The following is a 25729-nucleotide window of genomic DNA, read 5'->3' as shown; positions in this document are numbered from 1 at the left end:
TCGGCCGGCGTGGCCCGGGGCGCACAACGAACGCTAGAACCTCAACCATTCTTGAGGTCAAACGCTTCCCCGGGTCCCGTCCGAACGAGTGACCGGCGACGCGGCGCCGCCGTACGGGCGGACGCGCCAGTTCAGGATGCTGTACGTGCGCGCCGCCCGCCGGGAAGCCCGGGTTCAGGACGTCGTACGTACACGCCCGCCCGGAAAGCCGTGGATGCGGGCGACGACGACCACGGCCAACACCGGTGCCAGCAGAGCCAGGACGGCCCAGGGGAAGGAGGTGGCGCCCAGGCGGTCGAGGAGGATCCCGCCGACGACTCCGCCGCCCGCCATCGCCGCGTTCCACAGCGTTACGAGCATGGCTTGCGCGGCGTCCGCGGACTCGCCGCCCGCATCGGCCACGGCGGTCTGGAGCAGGGTGGGCACGCCGCCGAATCCGAGCCCCCACAGCGTCACCGCGGCGTAGACCAGGGCGGGGCTGTCGGCGAGCACCGCCAGGATCGTGGCCGCCACGGCGAACAGGACCGTGCCGGCGATGGTGAGCGTGCGCAGCCGGCGGTCGATGTGCGCGCCCACGATCCAGATGCTGACCAGGGACGCGAGGCCGAAGACCAGCAGGACGAGCCCGGTCGAGCGGCCCATGCCGAGGCCGTTGAGGAACGGCGCGATGTAGGCGTAGAGGATGGTGTGGGCGAGTACGAAGACCAGGGTGACGAACAGGACGGGTGCCACGCCGGGCAGGGCGAGAGTCCGCAGCATTGGGGTCCTGGCCTCCGCGCGCTGCCCGGGGTGGTCGGGGACCGAGACCCTGATCCAGCCGATCACGACCACGGCGATCACGGTCATCAGCGCGAACGTCACCCGCCAGCCGAGCGCCTCGCCGAGGAAGGTCCCCGCGGGCACACCCAGCGCCAGCGCGACCGGTATGCCGGTCATGACGACGGTGATCGCCTTGCCCTGGAGGTGTAGTGGAGTGTCAGCGCGCCGCGAGGTTTGCGAGCAGCTCGGCGGCGGGCTTCGGGTGGACGAGCCAGCGCAGATGACTCCCCTTGAGTGTCCGGACGTCGAAGGGGTTGTCGGGTGTGAGCGCGTCGGCTTCGCGAATCATGCGGTCCTGCACGGCGAGCGGAACGCTGGCATCGGCGGCCAGGCGCACATAGGTCTTGGGAATCCGGCCCCAGGTCGTGGCCTGTGCCCGGTCGGCGGACGTACCGGCGTCCAGGTTCTCATCAGGCTGGAAGGAATTCAGGAAGGTCCGGAACTCGTCATCGGTGAGGTCGGCGGCTAACGCTCGCTTGAACGCGGCGAGCGCCGCCGGGTCGGCGGTGCGGAAGTTGGTCCGGAGCAGACCGAGTTCGGCCGGGTTCCCGACGAGCGTGGCAGCGAAGGCTCCCGCGTCGACGTCCGCCATCTCCGGCTGGGTGTAGTAGTCGCTCACGTCCAGGTCGACGGGGCACCAGGCGGAGACGTAAGCGATCCGGTCGATCAGCTCGGGCCGGGCGTTGGCGACGGCGGTGGTCGTGATGCCGCCCCTGCTGTGGGCGACGAGGATGGTGGGCCCGTTCCGCTTGGCCCGTTCGAGGATTTCGATCACGCGGGCGGCATTGTCGGCGAGCGTGACTCCCTTGATGCGCCCCGGTTCTGCGGCGAGTGCGTCGAGATCCTGGGGAGCCTGGTACGTCACGGGGAAGGTCGCCTCGAATCCGTGCCCCGGAAGGTCGACCGCGACCGAGCGGTGCCCGAGCAAGGCGAGCTCGGCCTGCAGTGGCGCGAACGAGAACGAATTCGCGAAGGCCCCATGAACAAAAACGAATGTCGGCAGATTCCGCATGCCTCAGCCTCCAACAGAACGATCTTCGGAACAAGATCAAGGGTTCAAGAGGGCTTCGATATGTCTGGCCGTGGTCTCGATGGCGGTGCTGACCCATGTGCGGCTGGTGCCTCGAAGGGGTGCCCGCATGGCTGGGTCCCGTTCTTCTGTAGGCAAGTTCGTACTTGCCTACAGAAGAGCGGGACTGCCTACACATCGGGGAGATGTCCTGTCTCATCTCATTGAATCTGCTCGATGTCAGGGCCCTGAGCCGGGCAGAGCAGTTTCGTTGAGACCGGCGGAACCGGGTGAGGTCGTTACTGGCCGCGTCTCACGGAATCTGCTCCACGTGGTACGTCTTCACCGAAGACCTCCGGGGTGGGCCGCAGCAACCTGACGATCAAGACCGTCAGCAGGCCCAAGGACACCACCGGCTTCGTCGTCATCGCCCGCCGCTGCGTCGTCGAACGCTCGCTGGCCTGGATGATGAACGCCCGCCGCCATGCCCGCGACTACGAACGGCTCGTCCAGCACTCCGAAACCCTCATCACCTGGGCCGCCATCACCCCCATGACCCGCCGCGTCACCCGCTGATCGGCCGCCCTCCGTCACCGCACCAGTCGCCCAACGGCTCTCGACAAACCCGCAGACCGGAAACAGCTTCTCAGGCGCGGCGGACCCGCCAGAGCCATGCTGCCGTGCCGGCCAGCAGGGCGAGTGTTACCAGGTTGGCCAGGAGGGGCGTGGCGTCGCCCGCCGGGCCGCCGCTGGATGAGATCCAGATGCTGATGGCGACGGTCGGCAGGACGGCGGTGAGCAGAACGCCAGTGGTCTTCTGGACCGAGGTCCAGTGCACCGAGGTGCAGAGCAGCACCGCGCCGATGACGCGGAACAAGGTGCTGCAGAACTGTGCGGCGGGGACGTGGGGGAGGACCGTCGCGAAGACGAACGGGAGGGTGAGCATCAGGAGCGGGACCAGCGGGTGCACCTTGCCGCGCCGGGCGGGTGCGCCGACACCGTCCCGGAGCGAGGCCCCGGCAGCCCCGTTCCCCGCCTCGGCCAGCGCCGTTGCCGCGATCGTGCGGGGGTCCCCCAACTCCGCGAGGATCTCGCCGATCGCGGCGTCGGGGCGTTCGGCGCGCGTCACCTCGATGTGTTCGGTGAGGTCGGCGAGGAGTTCCTGGCGACGGTCGGCGGGGAGTGCGGAGCCCTCGCGCTCGACGGCGCAGAGGTAGTCGCGTACGGGGTCGGCAGAGGTCTTCATGTGAGGTCTCCGGTGGAGGGGTGTGGGGTGGTCAGGAAGGCGTCGACGGCGTTGCGGAAGCCGGGCCAGACGCGGGTGAACTCGTCGAGCGCGGCCCGGCCGCTGTCGGTGAGCGCGTAGTAGCGACGGGGTGGTCCGGAGACGGATTCCTGCCAGGTGGTGGTGACCAGGTCGTCGCGGCGGAGCCGGGAGAGCAGCGGGTAGACCGTGCCCTGGCTGGTGGCCAGGGCGCCGGAGTCCTCCAGGGCGTGGAGGAGTTCCACGCCGTAGCGGGGGCGGTCCCGCATCAGGGCGAGTACGCAGTACTCCAGGACGCCCTTGCGCAGCTGGGCGGCTGCCCGGGCCTGTTTGGCCGAATCACCTGGTTCCATGCGATGCAAGATACCTGGCGAGGCAAGCGTATGGGAAGGGGGGGCGGATCCCCTTGACCCATCAGTCTGGTGGTGCTGGTGCTTACGGCCTTCCGGGTCGGCATCAGGCCGTAATCAGGCGGGTGACTCGACAAACCGAGGTTCGTCCCACGGTGGCCAGTCGCGGAGCAGGTTCGGCGATGTCCGGTCCCGGCGAAGTGTGGGCAGTCCCGGAGTTCTGTAGGCACGCAGGTCAACGGCCTACGGATGGACGCCAGGCCCTGCGGTGTCGTCCCGCACAAGTCGAGACACCGCAGGTCAGTGCGACGCGGTGCCTCGACCTGTCTGGGACCCGACAGGTGGGACGCGGGCCCGAATTGGATCGCCTTTAGTGAGATTGGGGCGGGTCGCTTGAGACGGGACGGAGGCAGGACGGATGAAGTGCTGAGGCGCAGTGGTGTGGAACACTTTTGCAAGCATTCGCTTGCAATAGTTAGCACTCGTACCGCACCATCGAGGCATGGCATCACTCAACGTCGGAAATCTCGGCGAGTATCTGCGCGAGCAGCGGCGCAACGCGCAGCTGTCGTTGCGGCAGCTCGCCGAAGCCGCCGGGGTGTCCAATCCGTACCTCAGTCAGATCGAACGCGGCCTGCGCAAGCCGAGCGCGGACATCCTGCAGCAGCTTGCGAAGGCGCTGCGGATCTCCGCCGAGACGCTGTACGTGCAGGCAGGGATCCTCGATGAGCGGGAGCGGGACGAGCTGGAGACGCGAGCCGTCATCCTGGCCGACCCCTCGATCAACGAGCGGCAGAAGCAGGTGCTGCTGCAGATCTACGAGTCTTTCCGCAAGGAAAACGGACTGGACGGCTCGGACATCACCGGCTCGGGCACGACCGGCTCGGGCACGACCGGCTCGGGCACGACCGGCTCGGGCACGACCGGCACCGACGGCACTGACGCCGCCTCACCCTCACACTGAACTGATCCGGGAGGACCACAGTCATGGCCAACACCGATGACCTGCGTAAGACCTTCACCGATCCGACCCCCCTCTACTTCGTGGCCGGCACCGCCGACAACGCCGTGCAGCAGGCGAAGAAGGTCCCCGCGCTGATCGACCAGCTGCGCACCGAGGTCCCTTCCCGTATCGAGTCCGTACGCAACACCGACCCCAAGGTCGTGCAGGACAAGGTGGTCAGCCAGGCCAAGGAGGCCCAGGCGAAGGTCACCGAGGTGCTCGGCAGCATCGACACCGACCTGAAGAAGCTGGGCGAGTCGGCCCAGGACATCGCGCTGCGGGGCGTCGGCTACGCCGCCGAGGCCGCGGTCAAGATGCGCGAGACGTACGAGCGGGTCGCCGAGCACGGCGAGCAGACCGTGAAGACGTGGCGCGGCGAGGTGGCCGAGGAGATCAACGAGATCGCGGTCGCCGTCGAGCCCGCCCCGGAGACCGAGACCGGCACCGCGGCCGAGGCCGAGGCCGACAAGGAGTTGGGCACGGGCACGGAGGCCAAGAGCACCGACTCCGGTGCCGCTCCTGCGAAGAAGGCCACTCCGCGCAAGTCGACGGCCAAGAAGGCCACGCCGGCCGCGGAGAAGTAAGCACGAGCTCATTAACTTGGGCTCATCAGCAGAAGCGCATCAGCGCGAGCGCATCGGCACAAGCGCGTGTGCGCGAGTGCGCGAGTACGTAGTACGTAGTACGTGGCAGGCGGGCCGGGCACCTTATGGGTGTCCGGCCCGTTGTCCAGGTACCTTGGCCGCGAGGCGCTCACCCACTCTCTAGGCGGTGCACAGCATGTTGCTTTCGGGATTCGGCACTCTGATGTCGTTGCTCAACCTCGCCATGCTCGTCCTCGCCGTGGTGGCGCTGTTCTTCGCCGCGACGGCCCGCGAGGACGCCTACCGCGCCGCCGACAAGAAGACCAAGGTCTTCTGGCTGGTCCTCCTCGGCGTCACGGTGGCCGTGAATCTCTTCGTCCCGATGCTGTTCCTGCAGATCGCCGGGCTCGTCGCCACGATCGTCTTCATGGTGGACGTACGGCCCGCGATCAAGGAGGTCTCGGGCGGCGGTCGCGGAGGCGGCGGTCGCAAGGGCGGCAGCAGCAGCGACGGCCCCTACGGGCCGTACAACGGCGGTCGCTGAGTCCCCGGGCCCGTGAGGGCCTGGTCCTGGCCGCGCCTTCGGGGGCAGCCCGCTCGTCGGGCTCCCGCCGGCTCCTTCGGGTTTCGGGTTTCGGGCTCCGGACTCAGGGCCGGTCGCGGTCCAGGAGCAGTACGGCGACGTCGTCGGTCAGCTCCCCGCCGTTCAGGTCCCGCACCTCGGTGACCGCGGCGTCCAGCAGCTCCTCGCCGCTCAGTCCGGCTGCCAGCTGACGATTGATCATCTCGACCATGCCGTCCTGGCCCAGCCGCTGCTTCGTGCCGGGCGGGCCGACGCGGCCCTCGATGAGCCCGTCCGTGTACATCATCAGGCTCCAGGAGCCGCCCAGCTCCACCTGCCGGCGCGGCCAGCGTGCGCGCGGCAGCAGGCCGAGGGCGGGGCCCCCGTTCTCGTACGGAAGAAGCTTCGCGGCCTCGCCGCTGCGGGCGATCAGCGGCGCCGGGTGTCCGGCCAGGCACAGACCGGCCCGGCGGCCGTCCGGCGCGATGTCGACGGTGCAGAGGGTGGCGAAGATTTCCTCGCTCGCGCGCTCGTGCTCCAGCACCTGCTGGAGGGTGGAGAGCAGCTCGTCGCCGCACAGGCCCGCGAAGGTCAACGCGCGCCAGGCTATGCGCAGTTCCACGCCGAGCGCGGCCTCGTCCGGGCCGTGTCCGCAGACGTCGCCGATCATCGCGTGGACCGTGCCGTCGGAGGTGCGGACCGTGTCGTAGAAGTCCCCGCCGAGCAGCGCGCGCGAGCGCCCCGGCCGGTAGCGCGAGGCGAAGCGCAGGTTCGAGCCTTCGAGGAGCGGCTTCGGCAGCAGGCCGCGCTCCAGGCGGGCGTTCTCCTGGGCGCGCAGCCGTGACTCGGCGAGCTTGTGCTGCGCGGTGTCGGCGCGCTTGCGCTCCACCGCGTACCGGATGGCGCGGCTGAGCTGGCGCCCGTCCAGCTCGTCGCGGAAGAGATAGTCCTGGGCGCCGACCCGTACCGCCTCCGTGGCTCGCTCGGTGTCGGTCTCGGCGGTCAGCGCCAGCACGGCGTGACGCGGCGCGAGCCGCAGTACGCGCCGCAGCGTGGCCAGCTCGTCGTCCGCGCCTTCGGGAGCGGGCAGGTCGAGGTCGAGCAGGATGCAGTGGACGTCGTCCGTGAGCAGCCGCTCGGCCTCGGTGAGGTTGCGAGCGGTGCGGATACGGACCCGGGTGCCGGCCGCGTCGAGCAGCGAGGGCACGGTGAACGTCGCAGCCGGGTCGTCCTCGATCACCAGCAGCGTCAGGTCGGTGCCGTAGGCGGACGGCGCGGACGGTGCCTCCTGGGAGGCGGGCGTGGGTGCGCTGGGCGGCGCGGTCCCGGTCGGGTGCAACGGCGGACCGGCCTGACCGTTCTCCACGGCCGGGCTCGCTCGCTGCCGCGCTATGGGTACGGGCATCGGTTGGGTTCCTTCCCTCCCCCCGAGGGCGCGGCGGCACGACGATCGACGTTCCGCCAAACGGGGACCTTAGCGTTACCCGGCGCCGCAACGGAATGGCCCGAGGGGAACCGTCATCGTCATATGCCGCTTCCCACAACGCATCCGACGGGGTGGGAGGGGGAGGGACCCATGACGAACATCACCCCGAGCGCGCCGCCCGGGGACCGTTGCACGGGCCCGACGGAGCCCACCCCGGGAGGGACCCGCCCGGACCCGCCCGAGGGGCGAACCGAAAGCCTCCCTGGTAGAACCCCGGGGCCGGCCGAGGCCGCGCCCAGGGATCTGACGCGGGCGGTCCCGCTGGGGTTCCGACCAAGGGCATCCGGGCGCCGACGGAGGCCGCCCGAGGAAGTCGGATCGAGGCTGTCCGGGAGGCTCGGCCCAGGGCCCGGCCGACGCCCAGCCCCGGATCCGGTTGAGGGGCTCCGGAGTTGCTCGCCAATGGCCGTGTCCGGGGCCCGGCCAGGGCGCCGCCGAGGGATCCTGAGCGAGGCCCCGCCCCGGAGGCCCGGCTGCCGACCGAGGCCGCCCAGGCGCCCTGACCGGCTCCGTCCTGGCCGGGGTCGCTCCGGAGCGCCAGCCAAGGCTTCCGCCTCCAGCGTCCCGACCGGCTCCGTCCCGACCGGGGTCGCTCCGGAGCGCCAGCCAAGGTCTCCGCTCCCGGGGTCCCGACCAAGGCCGGGGCTCCGGCGTCCCGACCGGACCCATCACGCCCGTCCTGGCAAGCCCGCCCGTCCCGTCACCGGAGCCCGGCGCCGCCGCCCGCTAGTTCCCCGGTCGCACGACCCCGAGTATCGGCATCGAGCCCGCGCCCGCGATCGTCACGTCCCGGCCGGGACGCGGTGCGTGCACGATGGCGCCGTCGCCGATATACATCCCGACATGGCTCGCGTCGCCGAAGTAAATGATCAGGTCGCCCGGCAGCATGTCCTTCGTGGCGACCCGCGGCAGTCGCTTCCACTGCTCCTGGGAGGTGCGCGGAATGCCCCGTCCGGCCGCGAGCCACGCCTGTGACGTCAGCCCCGAGCAGTCGAAGGACCCCGGGCCCTCCGCGCCCCACACGTACGGCTTGCCGATCTGCGCGGTCGCGTACGCCACGGCGGTCTTGCCCGAGGCCGTCGCCTTGCCTCCGACGGTCTTGAGCGCGCCGGAGTCGAGCCAGGCGGTCTGCGCCTTCTGCTCCGCCTCCTGCTCCATCGCGAGGAGCCGGGCCCGCTCCTCCTTCTCCAGCGTCGATTCGAGCTTCTTGGCGGCGGCGAGCTGCTTCTTGACTTCCTTCTTCGCCGCTTCCTTCTTCTTGCGGTGGGACTCCAGCTTCTTCCACTGGTCCGTCGCGTCCTGCGTATAGATCTTCAAGTCGGCCTGGGTGCGGGACAGTTCGCCCAGAAGTCCCTTGGTTGCCTGCTGGCCTTCGCGGAACCGGCCCGCGCCGTCCAGGAAGAGCTGTGGGTCGCCGCTGAGCATCAGGCGTGCCTCGGCCGGCAGGCCGCCGCCGCGGTACTGGGCGCGCGCCTCGGCTCCGGCCCGCTTCTTCAACTGGTCGATCTTGTTCTGCCCCTTGACGATCTCCCGCGCCAGTTTCACGATCTCCGACGACTGCTTGTCGGCCCGCTCCTCGGCGAGGTTGAAGGAGTCGGTGGCGAGCGCGGCCTTGCGGTAGAGGCCGTCGATCTCGCTGCGGACCTCCTGGAGCCTCTGCTCGCTCCTGGGCGGCTTGGGGTCCGCATGCGCCGTGCCCGGCACCGCGAGCACCGCCAAGGCGCAGGTCAGCGTGGCTGCTGTCGCGGCGCTGCGACGTCCGTTCACGAATTCCCCCCGGATCCCACATCTGATTTACCGTCAGTAACTTAGGCGCGCTGCCGTGATGCTGCCATGCCGTCCGTCAAAGCGACAGAGGCCCCGCCCGCCCGTTTCGAATGCTCCTCACCCATCAGGTTCGAACGCCCCACTCACACCTTTCAGACGACCGGCCCGAGCCCCACGTTCCCTGAATCCGCGGGGCGTTGAAGGTGATCCCGAAGAGGTTTCAGGCGGTGCGCGGCTGGAGAGCGGCCCAGTTCACCGTCACTTCACCCTGCCGCCACCGCCGTTGCCCGTCCGTCAGCGGCCAGTCGGCGGACAGTGCGCGCACCGCGTTGATCCAGCGCTGCCGGGCGCCCAGCGAGGCGTACGGCGCCGCCGCGGCCCACGCCCGGTCGAAGTCCCGCAGGAACGCGTGCACCGGCTCGCCCGGCACATTGCGGTGGATGAGCGCCTTGGGCAGCCGCTCCGCCAGGTCCGACGGGCGGTCCAACGACCCGAGCCGGGTCGCGAAGGTGACCGTGCGCGGACCCTCGGGCCCGAGCGCGACCCACACGTGCCGCCGCCCGATCTCGTCGCACGTCCCCTCGACCAGCAGCCCGCCCGGCGCCAGCCGCCCGCAAAGCAGTGCCCAAACGGCGGCGACCTCCCCCTCGTCGTACTGCCGCAGCACATTCGCCGCCCGGATCAGGGCGGGGCGCCGCCCGTCCGGCAGCGGCACCTCGAAGCCGCCGTGCCGGAAGGCGAGGCCCGCCCGCTCGTACGGCTTCGCGCCCGCGACCCGGGCCGGTTCGATCTCGATGCCCACCACCTCGGTGGCGGGGGCGACGGTACGCAGTCGGCCGAGCAGTTCTACGGCGGTCCACGGCGCGGCCCCGTACCCGAGGTCGACTGCCACCGGATCCGTGCAACGCCGCAGCTCGGGGCCGTGGACGGCGGCGATCCAGCGGTCCATGCGACGCAGCCGGTTGGGGTTGGTGGTCCCGCGGGTCACGGCGCCCACCGGGCGCGAGGAGGACGTGCGGGAAGCCATGAGGTGAGCGTAAGCGCCCGTGAGCAGTGCGGTTGATCGTCCGTAGAGGTTGAGGAAGCCCTGGTAATTATTTGGCAAAATGGAAATGAGAGAGCGTGTTCCGCTGTTTGCGCCTGTGGCAGGGGTTCTCGTGCCCCCGCCCTGCCATGCCCCCAGCGAAGAGGACCGTCGCGTGAGCCAGTACGTCTCCCGACTCGCCGGCACACTGGCGGCGCCACCCCGCCTGCGGCTGCCCGGCGGCCATCGTAAGCCGCGTCGTATCGCCATGCTCAGCGTCCACACCTCCCCGCTGCACCAGCCGGGGACGGGGGACGCGGGCGGCATGAACGTCTACATCGTCGAGCTCGCCAAGCGCCTCGCCGCGATCAACATAGAGGTCGAGATCTTCACCCGGTCCACCACCGGCGGCCTGCCGGTGTCCGTGGAGCTGGCTCCGGGGGTGCTCGTGCGGCACATAGACGCCGGGCCGTACGAGGGCCTCGCCAAGGAGGAGCTGCCCGCGCAGCTCTGCGCCTTCACGCACGGGGTGATGCAGGCCTGGGCCGGACAGCGGCCCGGCTACTACGACCTCGTGCACTCCCACTACTGGCTCTCCGGACACGTCGGCTGGCTCGCCGCCGAGCGCTGGGGGGTCCCGCTGGTGCACGCCATGCACACCATGGCCAAGGTCAAGAACGCCTCGCTCGCCGAGGGCGACACCCCCGAGCCCGCCGCCCGCGTCATCGGCGAGACCCAGATCGTGCGCGCCGCCGACCGGCTCATCGCCAATACGGCGGAGGAGGCGGACGAGCTGGTCCGTTTCTACGAGGCCGACCCCGGCAAGGTCGCCGTCGTACACCCCGGAGTGAATCTCGACCGCTTCCGCCCGGCGGACGGGCGGGCCGCGGCGCGCGCCCGGCTCGGCCTGCCGCAGGAAGCTTTCATCCCGCTGTTCGCCGGGCGCATTCAGCCGCTGAAGGCGCCGGACATCCTGCTGCGCGCGGTCGCTGTGCTGCTCGACGCGGACCCCTCGCTCCGTACGAAGATCGTCGTCCCGGTCGTCGGCGGCCCGAGCGGCAGCGGCCTCGCCAAGCCCGAGGGGCTGCAGAAGCTCGCCGCACGCCTCGGGGTGGCCGATGTGGTCCGGTTCCGTCCGCCGGTCGGGCAGGACCGGCTCGCGGATTGGTTCCGGGCGGCGTCGGTGCTGGTCATGCCGTCGTACAGCGAGTCCTTCGGCCTCGTGGCCCTGGAGGCGGAGGCGGTCGGCACCCCCGTGGTCGCGGCGGCGGTCGGCGGCCTTCCGGTGGCGGTGCGCGACGGCGTCACCGGAGTCCTGGTCCAGGGCCACGACCCGGCCGGTTACGCCCACGCGCTGCGCCGCTTCATCGACGACCCGGGCCTGGTGGATCGCATGGGCGGGGCCGCCGCCCGGCACGCGCAGTCCTTCGGCTGGGGCACGGCGGCCTCGGCGACGGCCGACGTCTACACGGCCGCGATGCACGAGTACCGCCGTGGCGAACACACCCACCACGGCTGACCTGCGCCGAGCCCTCCCCATCCCCTTCGCGTAGGCTCGCCGCATGGCTGACGCTGACGCGCGACAGGTGGTCGAAGCGACCCTCAAGGACGCTGAACTGGAGTGGGAGAGCCCTGATCCGGGCTCCTACGTCGTCAAGCTCCCCGGCACCCGCAAGCTGTCCACGACGGTCTCGCTGATCGTCGGGCGGCACGCGCTGTCCGTCAACGCGTTCGTGATCCGCCACCCCGACGAGAACGAGGCGGGGGTGCACCGCTGGCTCCTGGAACGCAACCTCCGCCTCTACGGCGTGAGTTACGCGGTGGACCGCCTCGGCGACATCTACCTCGCGGGCAAACTCCCACTGGCGGCGGTTACCCCGGAGGAACTGGACCGGCTGCTCGGGACGGTCCTGGAAGCGGCGGACGGCAGCTTCAACACGCTGCTGGAGCTGGGTTTCGCGACTGCGATCCGCAAGGAGTACGCGTGGCGGGTATCGCGCGGCGAATCCACACGAAACCTGGACGCGTTCACGAACCTGACCCGGGACGAGCGGACGCAGTGACGGGCGCTGAGACATTCCACGGCTGCCGCCGCGTGCCCGCACGCCGAACCGCCTGAAACCCTGGACCACTTCAGCCTGTCCGGCGTTTGCTGAAACCCTGGACCACTTCAGCCTGTCCGGCGTTTGAGGACCGAGGTCTGGGGCGGAGCCCCAGTTCGGGAAGGGGCGGGTAGGGGACAGCGCCGCAGGCAACCCGCACCGGCCCACGCACCCGCACCGGCCCACGCCCGCACCCCTTCCCCACGCCCCCACCCCCACCCCATGGCATGCCCGCGCCCAACACCCACCTGAGCGCTGTCCACATACATGGAGGCGGCTCATGAGTAACCCGCGGCACGCCCACACTCGCACCTTCACCAGACGCACCCTCCTCACGACAGCGACAGCGACAGCCGTCGCGGCAGCAAGCGCAACCCCCGCATTCGCCGCAGGCCCGGCCACCTCGGCCACCTCGGCCACATCAGCAACCTCTCACCGAGCTGATCGGCCCGTACGGCAGCCGCTACGGCGCCGACAAGTCCAGCTGGTCCTGGGCCGGCGGCCTCATCTGGCTCTGCCCGCAAGGGCGTTACGAGACCCTCACCGCGGCCATCAGGGCGAGGGCCTGGCCCTTCGAGGGCTGGACCGGCAACGCCCGCGACGAGTGGCGCACCCTCACCACCGTCGCCCCCGCCCACCGAGGTGACCGCGCCGTCACCGTCCACGACGCCTCCCGCCTCCAGCGCGGCCAACTCGCCCTCCTGCGCCTCGCCGACGACGCCGGCCACACCCTCCTGGAGCATATGGCGGGCGGCGGCTCGGGCCCCGAGACGTACCAGTGGGACGACAAGACGAAGCTGACCTCGTACGTGCCGTACGAGTGGCCGGTGCGCATCAGCGCCATCAAGGGGCGCAGGGTCACCTTCGAGCGCCCCCTGCCCCTCGACGTACGCCCCGAATGGGACCCCCGCATCACCACCCACGTGGAGGCCCTCACCGGCTCCCACGTGGAGGCCCTCACCGGCTCCGGCGTGGAGGGCCTCACCCTCGAAGCGGTCGAGACCCCGCAGTCGCCGCACCTCCTCGACACCGGCTACAACGGCGTCACCTTCCAGTGCGCGTAAGACTGCTGGGCCGAGGACATCACCGTCCGGCACGCCGACAACGGCTTCGGCCTGGTCGCCGCCTCCGCCTGCACCCTGCGCCGCACCCGCGTCGAGGGCCGCGGCTCGCACCACCCGTACTTCTGCCGCGAGGGCTCGCACGACAACCTCATCGAGGACTTCGCCATCGCCGCGCGGACCGTCCCCGCCCCGGCCTGCACCCAGCTGCACGGCATCAACGTCGAGGACCTGTCCAGCTACGACGTCTGGTCGCGCGGCACCATGGGGATGGGCACCTTCGACGCCCACCGAGGCATGCCCTTCGCCAACGTCCGCACCGAGATCACGGTCAACAACAATGGCCGCCACGGCGGCGACGCCAGCGCGGGCCCGCTCTACGGCGCCCGCTTCACCCACTGGAACGTCACGGTCACCAACGCTCGCGCCGGACTCGTGAAAATCGACACCATCGCGCCGTACAGCGCCACGGTCGGCATCTCCACGGTCCGTGAGTTCGACCAGACCGACACCCCGGACTTCACCGGCGAACTGGGCTCACGCCTGGAGGCGTACGGCGCCCCCGCCGCCGTACGCCCCCGGAATCTGTACGAGGCCCAGCGCGCCCTCAGGCGCTGACCCCGGCCCTGCCCTTCTTCTTGCGCACCGAGACGACGGCGGCTGCGGGGGAGGCCACCATTGCCTCCTCCGCGCCCAGCCCTTCCTCCGCCGGAAGCCCCCGCATCAGCAGCCAGTACCCGCCCGCCGCCACCGTGCCGAGCACCGCGCAGGCGCCCCACAGCCACTCCGCGCCGTACCGGTCGATCAGGAAGCCGGCCATCAGCGGGGCGACCAGCGCCGCCGCCGACCAGGACATCGTGTACATCCCCTGGTAGCGTCCGCGCCCGTGCACCGGAGAGAGCCGCACCACCAGGCCTGTCTGGGTCGGCGCGTTGACGATCTCCGCCAGCGACCACACGCACACGGTCATCGCGTACACCGCGATCGACCCGGCGAAGGCGGTGAGCCCGAAGCCGGACCCCGCGAGCAGCGAGGAGATGATCAGCAGCCGCCGCGGGTCCCGGTGCTCGATGTAGCGCGTGACGGGGATCTGCAGTGCCACGATCAGCACCCCGTTGATGGCGATGGCCAGACCGAAGTCGGCGCTGGTGAAGCCGTCCGTACCCATCGCCACCGGCAGACCGACATACCCCTGCTGGAAGATCAACGCGACGACGAACGACAGCCCGACCAGGCTCATGAAACGTCCGTCGCGCAGTACGGCCCCCATCCCGACCCGCGGCTCCGTCGACTTGCCCGCAGCGTCCCTGGCCTGGGTGGGCCGGGACTCCGGCAGCTTCAGGAAGACCACCACCGCGCACGCCAGCGTCATCACGGCCTCCCCGAGGAAGCCCGCCAGATAGCTGTATTCGGCGATGAAGCCCGCGGCCATCGAGGAGATCGCGAAGCCGAGGTTGATCGCCCAGTAGTTCAGCGAGAACGCCCGCACCCGGTCCTCGGGCTTGACGATGTCCGCCATCATCGCCTGCACGGCGGGCCGCGAAGCGTTGCTCGCCATCCCCACCAGGAAGGCCACCCCCGCGATGGCCACCGGGTGGTGCATGAAGCCAAGGAGCGCGACCGAGGCCGCGGTGGCGCTCTGCGAGATCAGGAGAGTGGGACGCCGGCCGAGCCGGTCCGCCATGACGCCCGCGCCCAGCGAGGAGACGACCCCGCCGAGCCCGTGCAGCGAGGCCACCAGGCCCGCGTACGAGGCGGAGTAGCCGCGGTCCAGGGTCAGATACAGAGCCATGAAGGTCGCGACGAAGGCCCCGAGCCGATTGACCAGCGTGCTGGTCCAGAGCCACCAGAACTCCCTGGGCAGCCCCGAAACGCTCTCGCGCGTGGCCCTTCGCATACTCGCGACCGACATGTACGTCCCCCTGTGCTGTAAGCGCCCCGCCTGTTGCCCGCAACTTACAAGTCGCCCGCTCGGGGGTGCGAGTCAATTGACGGCGGGCGTCAATCCGGGGGCGTGGATTAGGCTCGTACGCATGGCCGACGCACCGTACAAGCTGATCCTCCTCCGCCACGGCGAGAGCGACTGGAACGCGAAGAATCTGTTCACCGGATGGGTGGACGTCAACCTCACCGAGAAGGGCGAGAAGGAGGCGGTACGCGGCGGTGAGCTCCTCAAGGACGCCGGCCTGCTGCCCGACGTACTGCACACCTCCCTCCAGCGCCGCGCGATCCGCACCGCCCAGCTCGCGCTGGACTCCGCGGACCGCCACTGGATCCCCGTCCACCGCTCCTGGCGCCTGAACGAGCGCCACTACGGCGCGCTCCAGGGCAAGGACAAAGCGCAGACCCTCGCGGAGTTCGGCGAGGAGCAGTTCATGCTGTGGCGCCGCTCCTACGACACCCCGCCGCCGGTGCTGGAAGACGGCACCGAGTTCTCGCAGAGCGACGACCCGCGCTACGCGACGATCCCCAGCGAGCTGCGCCCGCGCACCGAGTGCCTCAAGGACGTCGTCGAGCGCATGCTGCCGTACTGGTACGACGCCATCGTCCCGGACCTGCTGGCCGGCCGCACCGTCCTGGTCGCCGCCCACGGCAACTCCCTGCGCGGCCTGGTCAAGCACCTCGACGGCGTATCGGACGAGGACATCACCGGCTTGAACATCCCGACCGGCATCCCGCTCGCATACGAGCTCGACGCGGACTTCCGCCCCCTCGAGAAGGGCGGCACGTACCTGGACCCGGAGGCCGCGAAGGCGGCCATCGAGGCCGTGAAGAACCAGGGCAAGAAGAAGTAGGTTCAGTGATCACGCCCCCCACCTGCGCTTTCTGCGCGGATGGAGGGCGTTTTCTTGTGCTGGGCCCACTGTGGGCCCTTAGAGCGGGGGACCCTGAGGCCGTAGCGCCCACCCCAGGGCCTGCCGCGCACGGTCGCGGCTGGTCGGCATGAGGTGCGCGTACACCCGCAGCGTGAGCCCCGGATCGGAGTGACCGAGGTACTCCGCCAGAGCCTTGATGCTCTCCCCGGCGTCCAGCAGGATCGACGCGTAGAAGTGCCGCAGCGCGTGCATGCCGTGTTCGCGTGCAGCCACGTGCTCGCGGCTCTTCGCCTTCGGGATGACGCCGACCTTGGAGAGTGCGGGCTTCCAGTGGTCTTCATTCAGCGACGTACGCCAGACGTGCCCGCCCTTTGGCCCGCTGAAGAGCAGCAGCTTGGTCACGGGCGGCCCGCCTTTCCGCATCCACGGCAGCGTCACCTCCACCGGTGGGAAGAGCTTCATGTGTGCCTTGAGGGCGTCCGCGACGGGTTCGGGGAGCGGGACGCACGCAACTTGCCGCCCTTCGGGGGTGCGAACACGGGCTGACTCAGGCTGAGCTTGAGCTGCTGGACGACGTGCAACGTGTCGTTGTCGAAGTCGATCGCGTCCACGGCCAGGCCGAGGATTTCGCCCTGCCGCAGCCCGCAGCCGGCGCCCACGTCCACCATGGCCCGGAACCGCTCGACCCGGGCGGCGCGCATGGCGAAGACGCGTTCCGGGAGCCACGGCACTACGCGCCGCGCGCCCATCTCCGGGAGCGTCACCGTGCGCGAGTGGCACGGGTTCTTGGGCAGGCAGCCGTCTTCCACGGCCGCGCTCAGGATGGCCCGTACGTTGGAGAAGATGACGCGGGCGTACGAGCCGGACATGCCGGAAGCTTCGAGCTGCGTCACGAACTCACGGATGTGACTCGGCTGGAACGACCCCAGCGGACGCGCCCCGATGCGCGGGAAGACGTGCAACGTGAGCTGCGACTGCATCGACGCCTTCGTGTTCGGGTCGCCGCTCTGACTCGCAAGCCACCTCTCCGCGAAGTCCTGGAAGGACGTCCGGGCCGCGTTCGGGTCGATGTACTGCCCGCGGGCCACATCTGCGCTGATGCTGCTGAGCCACTGCTCAGCGAGACGCTTCTGCCCGTCGGCGAATGACTTGGACTTCCGCTTGCCGTCCGGAGCGAAGTAGCGGGCGCGGTATCGCATGCCGCCGCCGTGGCGGTCGGTCTTGGTGCGGACGGTCTTGCCGTTGGTGTCGGTCTCGGTCTTGAACCAACGGTCTTGGATGCTTCCTGCCATGTCAGATCCTCCCCTTCAGGAGGCGGGCGGTTTCGGTGCGGGTGAGCCAGCGCTGTGCGTCGCGGTGGTGGTGGAACGTCTTGGTCTTGCGGGCCCCGGTGCCGGGGTCGATGAACTGGGCGCGGTAGCGCGGGTCCCTGCCCTGGCGGGCGGTGGGGACGCGGTCGGCTGTGTGCTCCGGTCGGTGGAACCAGCGGTCTTCGAAGTGGGCGGACATGGCTGGTGACTCCTGTTCGGTAGCAGGGCCGGAGAGGGCAATCGGCCGCTCTCCGGCGGTTTTTGGGGTGCGCGAGGCCAGGCCCGCTACTTGCTAGGGGCCTGATCACTGGGGGTTTGGGTAGCAACTCGGGGATCGTTGTCAGGCCGCTTCGCGGGCGGTCTGCTGGGCGATCCAGTCGTGTACGGCGGCGGGGTCGTAGCGGACGTGTTTGCCGACGCGGAAGCCGGTCGGGCCGATGCCGCACCCCGAGAACCTGGACAACCACTTTGTGGTGGACCCGGCCAAGTTCGATTTCTACGCGATGGACTGCTATCGCCTTGTCGGTGAGGACCGACTCGCGAGCACCCTCGCGAGCGAAGTACTGCGCGAGGGCATGGACTTCGACGGGACGGAGCGCAAGCCCATGCGGAGCGCGGAAGCGCGCGTCACGGCCGCACGTGGGGGCGACCTCGAACAGGCGCTCATCATGGGGGAGCGGGCCCTCGCAGGCGACCGCCAGTCGGTGCCGTCGCTCATCATGACGAGCCGCGAGCTGGCGGCAGAGATGAAGCGTAGCTGTCGCGCGCGAGCCCCTAGCGGCGGCTGGTCCTCTCCGGAGCCCCGGTTTCACGTCGAAACCGGGCTTTCTGCACGTCAGTTGCTAGATGCTAGACACATGGTCAGCAGGCATTTGGGGTGCTAGCGGGGATGCTAGGTCTAGCATCCCTGACTGCTAGACCTAGCAGCAGGTCCGGTCTGTTGCGTTGTCACAGAGAGTGCTAGAAGGGGCGGCCGTTGGTCGCACGACCTTTGGCGGTTCGCTTCGCTCACGCTCGCCTGCCTCTGTGCGCTGGGGGTCTCGAAGCGCGGTTGCTGTCGCGGGTTGGGCGGACTGCTGCAACATCGGAAAGCGGAATCCCCTACCCCTATGATTCAGCCTTCCCAGGTAGAGGGCCAGCGTCCGCAGCATCCGCAGTTTCCCCCCTCTATGCGCGCTTTGAGCTGGGGTGATGCCCTCAGAAGGGGGGTGATCCTGCGGACGCTGGCGGACGCTAAACAATCTGTTTAGCGTCCGCAGAGTCAATGCAGGTCAGGAGAGGTGACAGCAGCGGTGCGGACGCTGCGGACGCTGTCTCTCCTTAACTCTCTAGGAAGAGGGGTGCCTCACCGCAAGCGGAATGGCCGTCCCTGCCGAAGAGACCACCTCCCCCACTGAAAAGCCTCGCTCAAGCGCCACGTGGCGGGAGAGGCAAGACTGCGGCCACGCGGGATCCCCCTGCGTGGCTCTTGTGCGGCAAGGCGACCAACGTGGGGAGTGGGCCGCGAACGCCCCGAACAAGCAAGAGGAGCACCCCGCCCCACCATGCGCGGGGTGCTCCTCTTGTGTCCCGTCTCAGATGATCTGGTCCCTGGTGATGTCTGTGACCTGCGCAGTTGTCCCAGGAGGGTCAGATGCCGAACGGTGCCGCGTAGTGGACGGTTCCGCTGGGCAGCAGGTGATCGGTATCAAGAGTGAGGGCCATCAGGGCCTCGTCCGGGACGTCGATGCTCAGGCTGATGCCGTGGGCGGAGGCACGGGTGAAGCCGAACCTGGGGTAGTAGGCCGGGTGCCCCAGGACGACGACGTAGTGCTCGCCCATCTCCTTGGCCGCCGCGAGTGCGGCGCGGACGGCTGCGGAGCCGGCACCGCTCTTTTGGTGCTCGGGTCGGACAGCACACGGTGCGAGGCACAGGGCCGGGATGTCTCCGATGTGGCAGCGGGTCAGCAGCGCGTAGCCGACGAGAAGACCGTTGCTGGTGGCGGAGACGAGGGACAGGCCCTCGACCCAGGAGGAGTCGGCGCGCAGTGCATCGACGAGGTCGGCCTCCTCGGAGGTTTCGAACGCGGTGAGGTTGATGTCACGGATGGCGTCGGTGTCGGCGCTGGTCTCAGCACGCGTGATCCAGTTGCGCATGATGGATAAAGATACGTTTCGAAGTGGGGTTCGTGTGAATGCCGCGCTGGCTCACGCTCCTGGCGAGGACAGGTAGGACGAGGTCAGGCTACGGTCCAGGACGCGAGAGAGAACCGGGCACTGCGTCCCGACAGTCCTCCGCACCCGGCAATCAAGGATCGATGGCACGAACCATCCGGTGGTCAACCTTCGCTGGCAATCAGTGAACCTTCGCTGTCACAGGCCAACGTGCTCCCCCGGGCTTGCTGAGGTAGACGCGGGAGTTCGGGCCTGTCATCCAGCCTGTCACCTGTCACCTGTCTGTCACCTGTACTTCGCAGGTCAGGGGTGAGGTCAAATACCTGGCAGGGCCCGCGAGAGAGGCCGCGAGGGCGGTGACAGGTGACAGACAGGCGGGAGGGCATCCCGCGTGGCCGCAGTCTTGCCTCTCCCGCCACGTGGCGCTTGAACGAGGCTTTTCAGTGGGGGCAGGGACTGCCCCGTGTGGTGCCCGCTTGTCACTTGTCGCCTCACCGCCAAGAAGGACCCATGGAGGGCCCTCAGCGGATCACATACAGGTCTGACCTGGGGACGACAAGCGACAAGACAAGCGACAAGCGACAAGCTGACGCTCCCAAGAGGGGGCGTGGTCTCTTCGGCCGGATGCCCAGCACTGGCCCGGCGGTAGGGAGGTTCGGGCCCCCCGCCCCTGCCCTGTTTTCGGGACTCTGGAAGAGTTCCAGGGAGGCGTTTTGGCGCCTCCCTGCCTCCCTATCGGGGCGGTTTCCGCTGATCACGCCGCTGTTCGGTGTCAGGGAGGCCCAGAGGGAGAACTCCCTCCAGAGCGCCCGCCTCCCTGGCCTGCCGGACACTCACACCACGCCGTGAGTGGCTCAACGATCCCCTTCAGAGGGGGCAGCGTCCACGTCCCGCAGTCGCCTGGTGGCCGTCGGGACCTCCCGGAGTGGGCGCCTGAGAGACGCCCGCCCGAAGGGCGGTCCTTCCTGCTCTTCGCCTGAACCGGTAGAGTCGGCCGGCCACCGGGGCCGCTAACGTTAGCGGCACTGCGGGGCCCCGAGCAGGGCCCTCTCTGGGCCCTCCGAGGACGACCGACGACGACCGACAACGACCGCCCGACCGCAGGTCAGTTGGGGCGCACGGCTCGCTGACCAGGGGCGAAAAACGGGCACCCCAGACCCAGGGCAAGAAGAAGTAAGCAGAGCCGGAGAAGCCCCCCACCTGCGGGTTTGCCGCGAGGTGGGGGGCTGTTTGCTGCGCTGGGCCCCCGCCGCCGGGCCCTCCTGGGCGCTCAGCGCGGAGGTTCGTTCGCCCGTAAGGCCTTGCCGAGGGCCTTCCCCGCGCGGTCACGGCTGCTCGGCATCAGATGTCCGCGTACCCCTGAGAGCGATCTCCTGTTCGCATGTGAACCTGCGGTACGCACCCGCGTGCGCCTGGTCGGTCCGATGCCGCCGGTTGTGCGCTCTGTCCTGTCCCTACACGGTGGCGCACGCTGTTGGTCGGCGAGTGCGGGCTACCGGGGGTGCACGGTGGGGGAGTGGAGGCAGGGGAGATGCGGCTGGCCTACGGCGGCCGGAGGCCGCTGTGCCAACAAAACGATGAAGGGCACATCGCGGTGTTACCTCCATCAGGGCGTGTGGACGAAACGCGGGCAGGGGGAGCTGAAGAAGAGGGCGGGCAGACGCCGTAACAAGTGAGCCTCTGCCGTCTGTTGAGTGCGCGAGGGTGCGGGACGCGCAGGCGCCGGCCGGTCAGCCGACCTGCGCATTCCGGGAGAGGCAGACGCAGCAAGCCGCGTCGAGCACCACCGAAAGGGCCCCGTCCTGACCTTGGATTCGAGGGGTCGTGGCGACACGTGGTCGGTTTGGCTAGGCCGCGAGCAGTTTTGACAGACGCTCGGCTGGGGTTTCCCAGCCGAGCGTCTTGCGTGGTCGGCTGTTGAGTTCGGCGGCGACGGCGTCGAGGTCGTCGCGGGTGTGGACCGAGAGGTCGGTGCCCTTGGGGAAGTACTGGCGGAGCAGGCCGTTGGTGTTCTCGTTCGATCCGCGTCGCCAGGGGCTGCCGGGGTCGCAGAAGTAGACCGGGATGTCGGTGGCAATGCTGAAGGACTGATGGGCGGCCATCTCGCAGCCCTGGTCCCAGGTGAGGGACCGCTTGAGATGGGGTGGAAGGCTTTGCGCCGTCTCGGCCAGGGCGTCGCGGGTGTCCGCTGCGTTGTGGCCGGTGGGCAGGTGGACCAGCATCACGTAACGGGTGCTGCGTTCGACGAGCGTGCCGATCGCCGAGCGGGTGCCCCGGCCGATGATGAGGTCGCCTTCCCAGTGGCCGGGGACGGCCCGGTCCTCCGCCTCCGCAGGCCGTTCGCTGATCATGACCATGGGGGTCGAGAAGCGCGGCTGGCGCCGGGCGGCCTGCCGGTGGGGCTTGCGGCGGGCACGGCCCGATCGCAAGGCCCGGGCCGGTTCGCGGCGTAGTTCTCCGCGACCCTGGACGTAGAGGGCCTGGTAGATCGTCTCGTGGACCACGCGCATCTCCGGCCGGTCGGGAAACCTGATGCGCGGGGTCTCGCAGATCTGTTCCGGGCTCCATTTCAGGCGCAGATGGTCTTGGATGAAGTCCCGCAGCTCAAGGTTCTGGCCGATCTTCCCGGGTTTGGGGCGGGGCCGGCGGCTTTCAGCTTGGGCCTGGGCGGCATGCGGGCGGTATTGGCCGCCCGCCGGGTGCCGGTTGCGGCGGATCTCCCGGCTGACCGTGGACGAGCTGCGGCCCAGCTCGGCGGCGATCGCCCGGACCGTCGCCTTCTCCCGCACCCGGTCGGCGATGTGGATCCGATCGGCCTCGCACAGGTATCGGGACGGCGCGGAGGGCGGTACCTCCGAGTTGACTGGAGGTACCGCCCTCTTCTGCTTGCCGGACGCATGGCGCCCGTTACGCCACTTCTTGCCGGTCCGAACATCGATGCCGACGATCTGGCACGCTTCCCGGCTGCTCATGCCTTGCTGCATGAGCAGGAAGTATGCCGCCCGCTCCCGGACCAGCTTCCTGGGTCCCTGAGCTGACCGGTCCTTACGGATCTCGAATTCCATCGCATCCCCTGAGCTGGGGTGTTGCGACGACCACTAGAACTCAAGGCGGAGGCGGGTGCCCTTTCGTATCGCCTTCGCGGGCGGGCGACCGCCGCTAGCCGCAGCCGCCGCACTGGCACGGCCCGCCGGACTGGCAGCCGCAGGAGCAGCCCGAGCCGCAGCCGCAGGCGCCGAGGACGGGGGTGGTGGGCAGGTGCGCGCGGTCGGACCGCGGTTCCTGCTGGGAGTTGGGCGTGGGGGAATCGGCCATGAGGGTCCTCCTCGAAGGGGTACGTGGCGTACTCCTACTGCCCATCTCATGCCCACCGGGGCGGGCGCATCAACCGCGCACGCGCGCAGTCACCCCGTGCGCTCGCTCCGGAACACGCGCCCTATACGCCATCGACCGGCGCCGCCGTCGGTGTCGCCGCCGCGTTCGCCGCCTGGAGCTCGTCCGCGTGCTCGCCCGTCACCAGGTACACGACCCGCTTGGCCACCGACACCGCGTGGTCGGCGAAGCGCTCGTAGTAGCGGCCGAGGAGCGTCACGTCGACCGCCGTCTCGATGCCGTGCTTCCAGCGGTCGTCCATCAGGTGCTGGAACAGCGTGCGGTGCAGCAGGTCCATCTCGTCGTCGTCCTGCTCCAGCTGGAGCGCCAGGTCGACGTCCTTGGTGATGATGACCTCCGCCGCCTTCGCCATCAGGCGCTGCGCGAGCTGGCCCATCTCCAGGATGGTCGCGTGCAGGTCGTGCGGCACGGCGGTGGCCGGGAAGCGCAGCCGGGCGAGCTTGGCCACGTGCTGGGCCAGGTCTCCCGAGCGCTCCAGGTCGGCGCTCATCCGCAGTGAGGTGACGACGATCCGCAGGTCGGTGGCGACAGGCTGCTGGCGGGCCAGCAGGGCTATGGCCCGTGCCTCCAGGTCGTGCTGGAGATCGTCGACCTTCTGGTCGGCGGCGATCACGCTCTCGGCGAGCTTGAGGTCCGCGTCGAGCATGGACGTGGTCGCCCGACCGATCGCCGAGCCGACCAGCCGGGCCATCTCGACCAGGTCTTCGCCGATCGAGTCAAGTTCCTCGTGGTACGCGTCGCGCATGAAAGTCCCTCTCTAGTACTCCGGGAGGCCTCTGAACCCCACGCTCCCACGTTCCGTCCGTCACGCATCCGTTTCCGGCACCCCGAGTGAACCGATACCGTCTCCCCGGTGAACTCTGGGATTCGGAGATCCGCCCCGGGCCGGATCCGCACGGCCGAAGTGAACCAGCACGGTCCCCTCGGTGAACTCTGGGCGACGACTGTTCGAGTAGCCACCCATTTGGCTGGGGAAGTCTCCTTACACCCGCTTAACCTGGGTGCATGGACGTGGACGCGGCAGTCGCCGCAGCAGCATCGATCGCCGGACTGTGTACCGGTGTGATCGCCATGCTGGCGTTCCGCTGGAGCGAGCGCGACCAGGCCAAGCCCACCCGGTCCTCCCTGCGGCCCGACGTGAACGCCGCACTGCCGCCGGGCGTGGACACCGTGCTCTCCGTGCTGCGCTCCTCCGCCGTCGTGCTCGACGAGAGCGACAACGTGGTCAAGGCCAGCTCGGCGGCGTACTCCCTCGGGCTCGTCCGGGGCGGCAAGCTGTCCGTCGATCCCATGCTGCACATGGCCAGGGACACCCGCCGCGACGGCGAGATACGCCAGGTCGAGCTGGACCTGCCCCGCCGCGGCACCGGCCGGGGCGAGGCACTCGCGGTCTCCGCCCGCGTCGCCCCGCTCGGCTCCCGCCTGGTCCTCCTGCTGGTCGAGGACCTCACCGAGGCCCGCCGCATCGAAGCGGTACGGCGCGACTTTGTCGCGAACGTCAGCCACGAGCTCAAGACCCCGACCGGTGCACTCTCGCTGCTCTCCGAGGCCGTCATGGACGCCTCGGACGACCCCGAGGCGGTGACCCGTTTCGCCGGCCGGATGCAGATCGAGGCGACCCGTCTCACCAATCTGGTCCAAGAGCTCATTGATCTTTCCCGAGTCCAGAACGACGACCCGCTGGAGGACGCCGAGCCGGTCCGGGTCGACGAACTGGTCGCCGAGGCCATCGACCGCAGCCGGCACGCCGCGTCCACCAAACAGATCACCATGGCCGCCGGCGGCGCCGCCGGCCTGCGCATCTGGGGAAACCGCGGCCAGCTCGCCGCCGCCCTCGGCAACCTCGTCGAGAACGCGGTCAACTACAGCGCCGCCCGCACTCGCGTCGGCATAGCGGGCCGCAGGGTGTCCGCCCCCGGCGGCGACCTGATCGAGATCGCCGTCACCGACCAGGGGATCGGCATCTCGGAGAAGGACCGCGAGCGCGTCTTCGAGCGCTTCTACCGCGTCGACCCGGCCCGCTCTCGCGCCACCGGCGGTACGGGCCTGGGCTTGGCCATCGTCAAGCACGTGGCCGCGTCGCACGGCGGGGAAGTCACCGTGTGGAGCTCGGAAGGACAGGGCTCCACCTTCACCCTGCGGCTGCCCGAGGCAGCCGCACAGCGGGTCCGGACACCGGCGACGGGCCCCTACGAGACCACTCAGACCGTTGAGACCACCGAGACCACTGCTCGCGAACCCATTCCTGCCCCGGAGGTCCTTCCGTGACCCGAGTGCTCGTCGTAGAGGATGAGGAATCCTTCAGCGACGTCCTGTCGTACATGCTCCGCAAGGAAGGCTTCGAGGTCGCCATCGCGGCCACCGGCCCCGACGGACTCGACGAGTTCGAGCGCAACGGCGCCGACCTCGTCCTCCTCGACCTGATGCTCCCCGGCCTGCCCGGCACCGAGGTCTGCCGCCAGCTGCGCAGCCGTTCCAATGTCCCGGTCATCATGGTGACGGCCAAGGACAGCGAGATCGACAAGGTCGTCGGTCTGGAAATAGGAGCCGACGACTACGTCACCAAGCCCTTCTCCTCCCGGGAGCTGGTCGCCCGCATCCGCGCGGTCCTGCGCCGCCGCGGCGAGCCCGAGGAGGCCTCCCCGGCGGCCCTGGAGGCCGGTCCCGTCCGGATGGACGTCGACCGCCACGTGGTCACCGTCTCGGGCGGCAAGGTCGACCTGCCCCTGAAGGAGTTCGACCTGCTGGAGATGCTGCTGAGGAACGCCGGTCGCGTGCTGACCCGTATGCAGCTGATCGACCGGGTCTGGGGCGCGGACTACGTGGGCGACACCAAGACCCTCGACGTCCATGTGAAGCGCCTGCGCGCCAAGATCGAGCCGGACCCGGGTGCGCCCAGGTATCTGGTGACGGTGCGCGGCCTGGGCTACAAGTTCGAGCCGTAAAGAACAGCCGTACGCGACGAGCTGTGAAGAGCAGCCGTACGCGACCAGTACGCACAGGGGCGCCCGCGGCGCCGGACGCG

At 69.6% G+C, this 25729-nt stretch carries 22 protein-coding genes and 4 pseudogenes; 11 read left to right on the top strand and 15 right to left on the bottom strand.

Annotation, left to right across the window (positions count from 1 at the left end):
- Positions 1–174 precede the first annotated feature (174 nt).
- Positions 175–972, bottom strand: a pseudogene (locus QMK30_RS33640) (MFS transporter); the annotation flags it as partial.
- Positions 973–976: 4 nt separating this feature from the next.
- Positions 977–1831 (bottom strand): alpha/beta fold hydrolase, encoded by an 855-nt coding sequence (locus tag QMK30_RS33635; protein WP_283522129.1) that lies wholly within the window; start codon positions 1829–1831, stop codon positions 977–979.
- 369 nt (positions 1832–2200) lie between these two features.
- On the opposite strand from QMK30_RS33635, the pseudogene QMK30_RS33630 reads away from it, so the two are divergent.
- A pseudogene (locus tag QMK30_RS33630) lies at positions 2201–2401 on the top strand (IS5-like element IS4811 family transposase); the annotation flags it as partial.
- Positions 2402–2474: 73 nt separating this feature from the next.
- Here QMK30_RS33630 and QMK30_RS33625 read toward each other — a convergent pair.
- Positions 2475–3074: an HAAS signaling domain-containing protein gene (locus QMK30_RS33625; RefSeq protein WP_283522128.1), complete on the bottom strand. Its 600-nt coding sequence runs from the start codon at positions 3072–3074 to the stop codon at positions 2475–2477.
- Entirely contained in the window at positions 3071–3445 is a 375-nt protein-coding gene (locus tag QMK30_RS33620; protein WP_283522127.1) for a PadR family transcriptional regulator, read from the bottom strand. The genes QMK30_RS33625 and QMK30_RS33620 overlap by 4 nt, the downstream gene beginning before the upstream one ends.
- Positions 3446–3944: 499 nt before the next feature.
- Here QMK30_RS33620 and QMK30_RS33615 point away from each other — a divergent pair, with 499 nt between their 5' ends.
- The 3 genes from QMK30_RS33615 to QMK30_RS33605 all read left to right on the top strand — a co-directional run bounded on the left by QMK30_RS33615 (position 3945) and on the right by QMK30_RS33605 (position 5573).
- Positions 3945–4406, top strand: coding sequence for a helix-turn-helix domain-containing protein (locus QMK30_RS33615; RefSeq protein WP_283522126.1), 462 nt, complete (start codon positions 3945–3947; stop codon positions 4404–4406).
- A gap of 23 nt (positions 4407–4429) precedes the next feature.
- Positions 4430–5029 (top strand): hypothetical protein, encoded by a 600-nt coding sequence (locus tag QMK30_RS33610; RefSeq protein ID WP_283522125.1) that lies wholly within the window; start codon positions 4430–4432, stop codon positions 5027–5029.
- 196 nt (positions 5030–5225) lie between these two features.
- Entirely contained in the window at positions 5226–5573 is a 348-nt protein-coding gene (locus QMK30_RS33605; protein WP_283522124.1) for a DUF2516 family protein, read from the top strand.
- A gap of 103 nt (positions 5574–5676) precedes the next feature.
- Here the strand turns inward: QMK30_RS33605 and QMK30_RS33600 are convergent, their stop codons facing one another.
- The 3 genes from QMK30_RS33600 to QMK30_RS33590 all read right to left on the bottom strand — a co-directional run bounded on the left by QMK30_RS33600 (position 5677) and on the right by QMK30_RS33590 (position 9871).
- Positions 5677–6996: a PP2C family protein-serine/threonine phosphatase gene (locus QMK30_RS33600; protein ID WP_283522123.1), complete on the bottom strand. Its 1320-nt coding sequence runs from the start codon at positions 6994–6996 to the stop codon at positions 5677–5679.
- Between the two features lie 807 nt (positions 6997–7803).
- Positions 7804–8844 carry a C40 family peptidase gene (locus QMK30_RS33595; RefSeq protein ID WP_283522122.1) on the bottom strand — a complete coding sequence of 347 codons (1041 nt, stop codon included), beginning with the start codon at positions 8842–8844 and terminating at the stop codon, positions 7804–7806.
- Positions 8845–9064: 220 nt separating this feature from the next.
- Entirely contained in the window at positions 9065–9871 is an 807-nt protein-coding gene (locus QMK30_RS33590) for a class I SAM-dependent methyltransferase (RefSeq protein WP_283522121.1), read from the bottom strand.
- A 172-nt stretch (positions 9872–10043) separates the two neighbouring features.
- Here QMK30_RS33590 and mshA point away from each other — a divergent pair, with 172 nt between their 5' ends.
- The 3 genes and pseudogenes from mshA to QMK30_RS33575 all read left to right on the top strand — a co-directional run.
- Positions 10044–11387 (top strand): D-inositol-3-phosphate glycosyltransferase, encoded by a 1344-nt coding sequence (mshA, locus tag QMK30_RS33585; RefSeq protein ID WP_283522120.1) that lies wholly within the window; start codon positions 10044–10046, stop codon positions 11385–11387.
- Positions 11388–11430: 43 nt separating this feature from the next.
- A complete protein-coding gene (locus QMK30_RS33580) occupies positions 11431–11931 on the top strand; it encodes a type III secretion system chaperone family protein (protein WP_283522119.1) in 501 nt (166 codons plus the stop codon).
- Positions 11932–12401: 470 nt separating this feature from the next.
- Positions 12402–13649 (top strand): annotated as a pseudogene (locus QMK30_RS33575) (hypothetical protein); the annotation flags it as partial.
- Here the strand turns inward: QMK30_RS33575 and QMK30_RS33570 are convergent.
- Positions 13639–14943, bottom strand: a complete 1305-nt coding sequence (locus tag QMK30_RS33570) for an MDR family MFS transporter (protein ID WP_283522118.1) — start codon at positions 14941–14943, stop codon at positions 13639–13641. The pseudogene QMK30_RS33575 and the gene QMK30_RS33570 overlap by 11 nt on opposite strands.
- A 121-nt stretch (positions 14944–15064) precedes the next feature.
- On the opposite strand from QMK30_RS33570, the gene QMK30_RS33565 reads away from it, so the two are divergent.
- Positions 15065–15826 (top strand): phosphoglyceromutase, encoded by a 762-nt coding sequence (locus QMK30_RS33565; protein ID WP_283522117.1) that lies wholly within the window; start codon positions 15065–15067, stop codon positions 15824–15826.
- A gap of 78 nt (positions 15827–15904) precedes the next feature.
- On the opposite strand, the pseudogene QMK30_RS33560 reads toward QMK30_RS33565, so the two are convergent.
- The 3 genes and pseudogenes from QMK30_RS33560 to QMK30_RS33550 all read right to left on the bottom strand — a co-directional run bounded on the left by QMK30_RS33560 (position 15905) and on the right by QMK30_RS33550 (position 17620).
- Positions 15905–17139 (bottom strand): annotated as a pseudogene (locus QMK30_RS33560) (tyrosine-type recombinase/integrase).
- Position 17140: 1 nt separating this feature from the next.
- Positions 17141–17356, bottom strand: a complete 216-nt coding sequence (locus tag QMK30_RS33555; protein WP_283522116.1) for a hypothetical protein — start codon at positions 17354–17356, stop codon at positions 17141–17143.
- A 141-nt stretch (positions 17357–17497) separates the two neighbouring features.
- Entirely contained in the window at positions 17498–17620 is a 123-nt protein-coding gene (locus QMK30_RS33550) for a hypothetical protein (protein WP_283522115.1), read from the bottom strand.
- A 10-nt stretch (positions 17621–17630) separates the two neighbouring features.
- Here QMK30_RS33550 and QMK30_RS33545 point away from each other — a divergent pair, with 10 nt between their 5' ends.
- Entirely contained in the window at positions 17631–18041 is a 411-nt protein-coding gene (locus QMK30_RS33545; protein ID WP_283522114.1) for a hypothetical protein, read from the top strand.
- Between the two features lie 745 nt (positions 18042–18786).
- Here the strand turns inward: QMK30_RS33545 and QMK30_RS33540 are convergent.
- The 4 genes from QMK30_RS33540 to phoU form a co-directional block, all read right to left on the bottom strand.
- Complete coding sequence (locus QMK30_RS33540; protein WP_283522113.1) at positions 18787–19293, bottom strand: GNAT family N-acetyltransferase; 507 nt, start codon at positions 19291–19293, stop codon at positions 18787–18789.
- A 1865-nt stretch (positions 19294–21158) separates the two neighbouring features.
- On the bottom strand, positions 21159–22376 hold the full coding sequence (locus QMK30_RS33535) for an IS30 family transposase (RefSeq protein WP_502963274.1): 1218 nt from the start codon (positions 22374–22376) through the stop codon (positions 21159–21161).
- 94 nt (positions 22377–22470) lie between these two features.
- Positions 22471–22626, bottom strand: a complete 156-nt coding sequence (locus QMK30_RS33530) for a hypothetical protein (RefSeq protein WP_283522112.1) — start codon at positions 22624–22626, stop codon at positions 22471–22473.
- 121 nt (positions 22627–22747) lie between these two features.
- Positions 22748–23449 carry a phosphate signaling complex protein PhoU gene (gene phoU, locus QMK30_RS33525; RefSeq protein ID WP_283522111.1) on the bottom strand — a complete coding sequence of 234 codons (702 nt, stop codon included), beginning with the start codon at positions 23447–23449 and terminating at the stop codon, positions 22748–22750.
- Positions 23450–23709: 260 nt separating this feature from the next.
- Between phoU and phoR the strand changes: the two genes are divergently transcribed.
- Positions 23710–24972, top strand: coding sequence for a two-component system sensor histidine kinase PhoR (gene phoR, locus QMK30_RS33520; RefSeq protein WP_283522110.1), 1263 nt, complete (start codon positions 23710–23712; stop codon positions 24970–24972).
- 5 nt (positions 24973–24977) lie between these two features.
- Positions 24978–25649, top strand: coding sequence for a two-component system response regulator PhoP (phoP, locus tag QMK30_RS33515; RefSeq protein ID WP_502963273.1), 672 nt, complete (start codon positions 24978–24980; stop codon positions 25647–25649).
- Positions 25650–25729 lie beyond the last annotated feature (80 nt).

It is taken from the genome of Streptomyces sp. H27-C3 (assembly GCF_030063415.1).
GTDB lineage: Bacteria > Actinomycetota > Actinomycetes > Streptomycetales > Streptomycetaceae > Streptomyces.
Note: the sequence above shows the minus strand (reverse complement) of the source record. Positions and strands in the feature narration are given on the sequence as shown.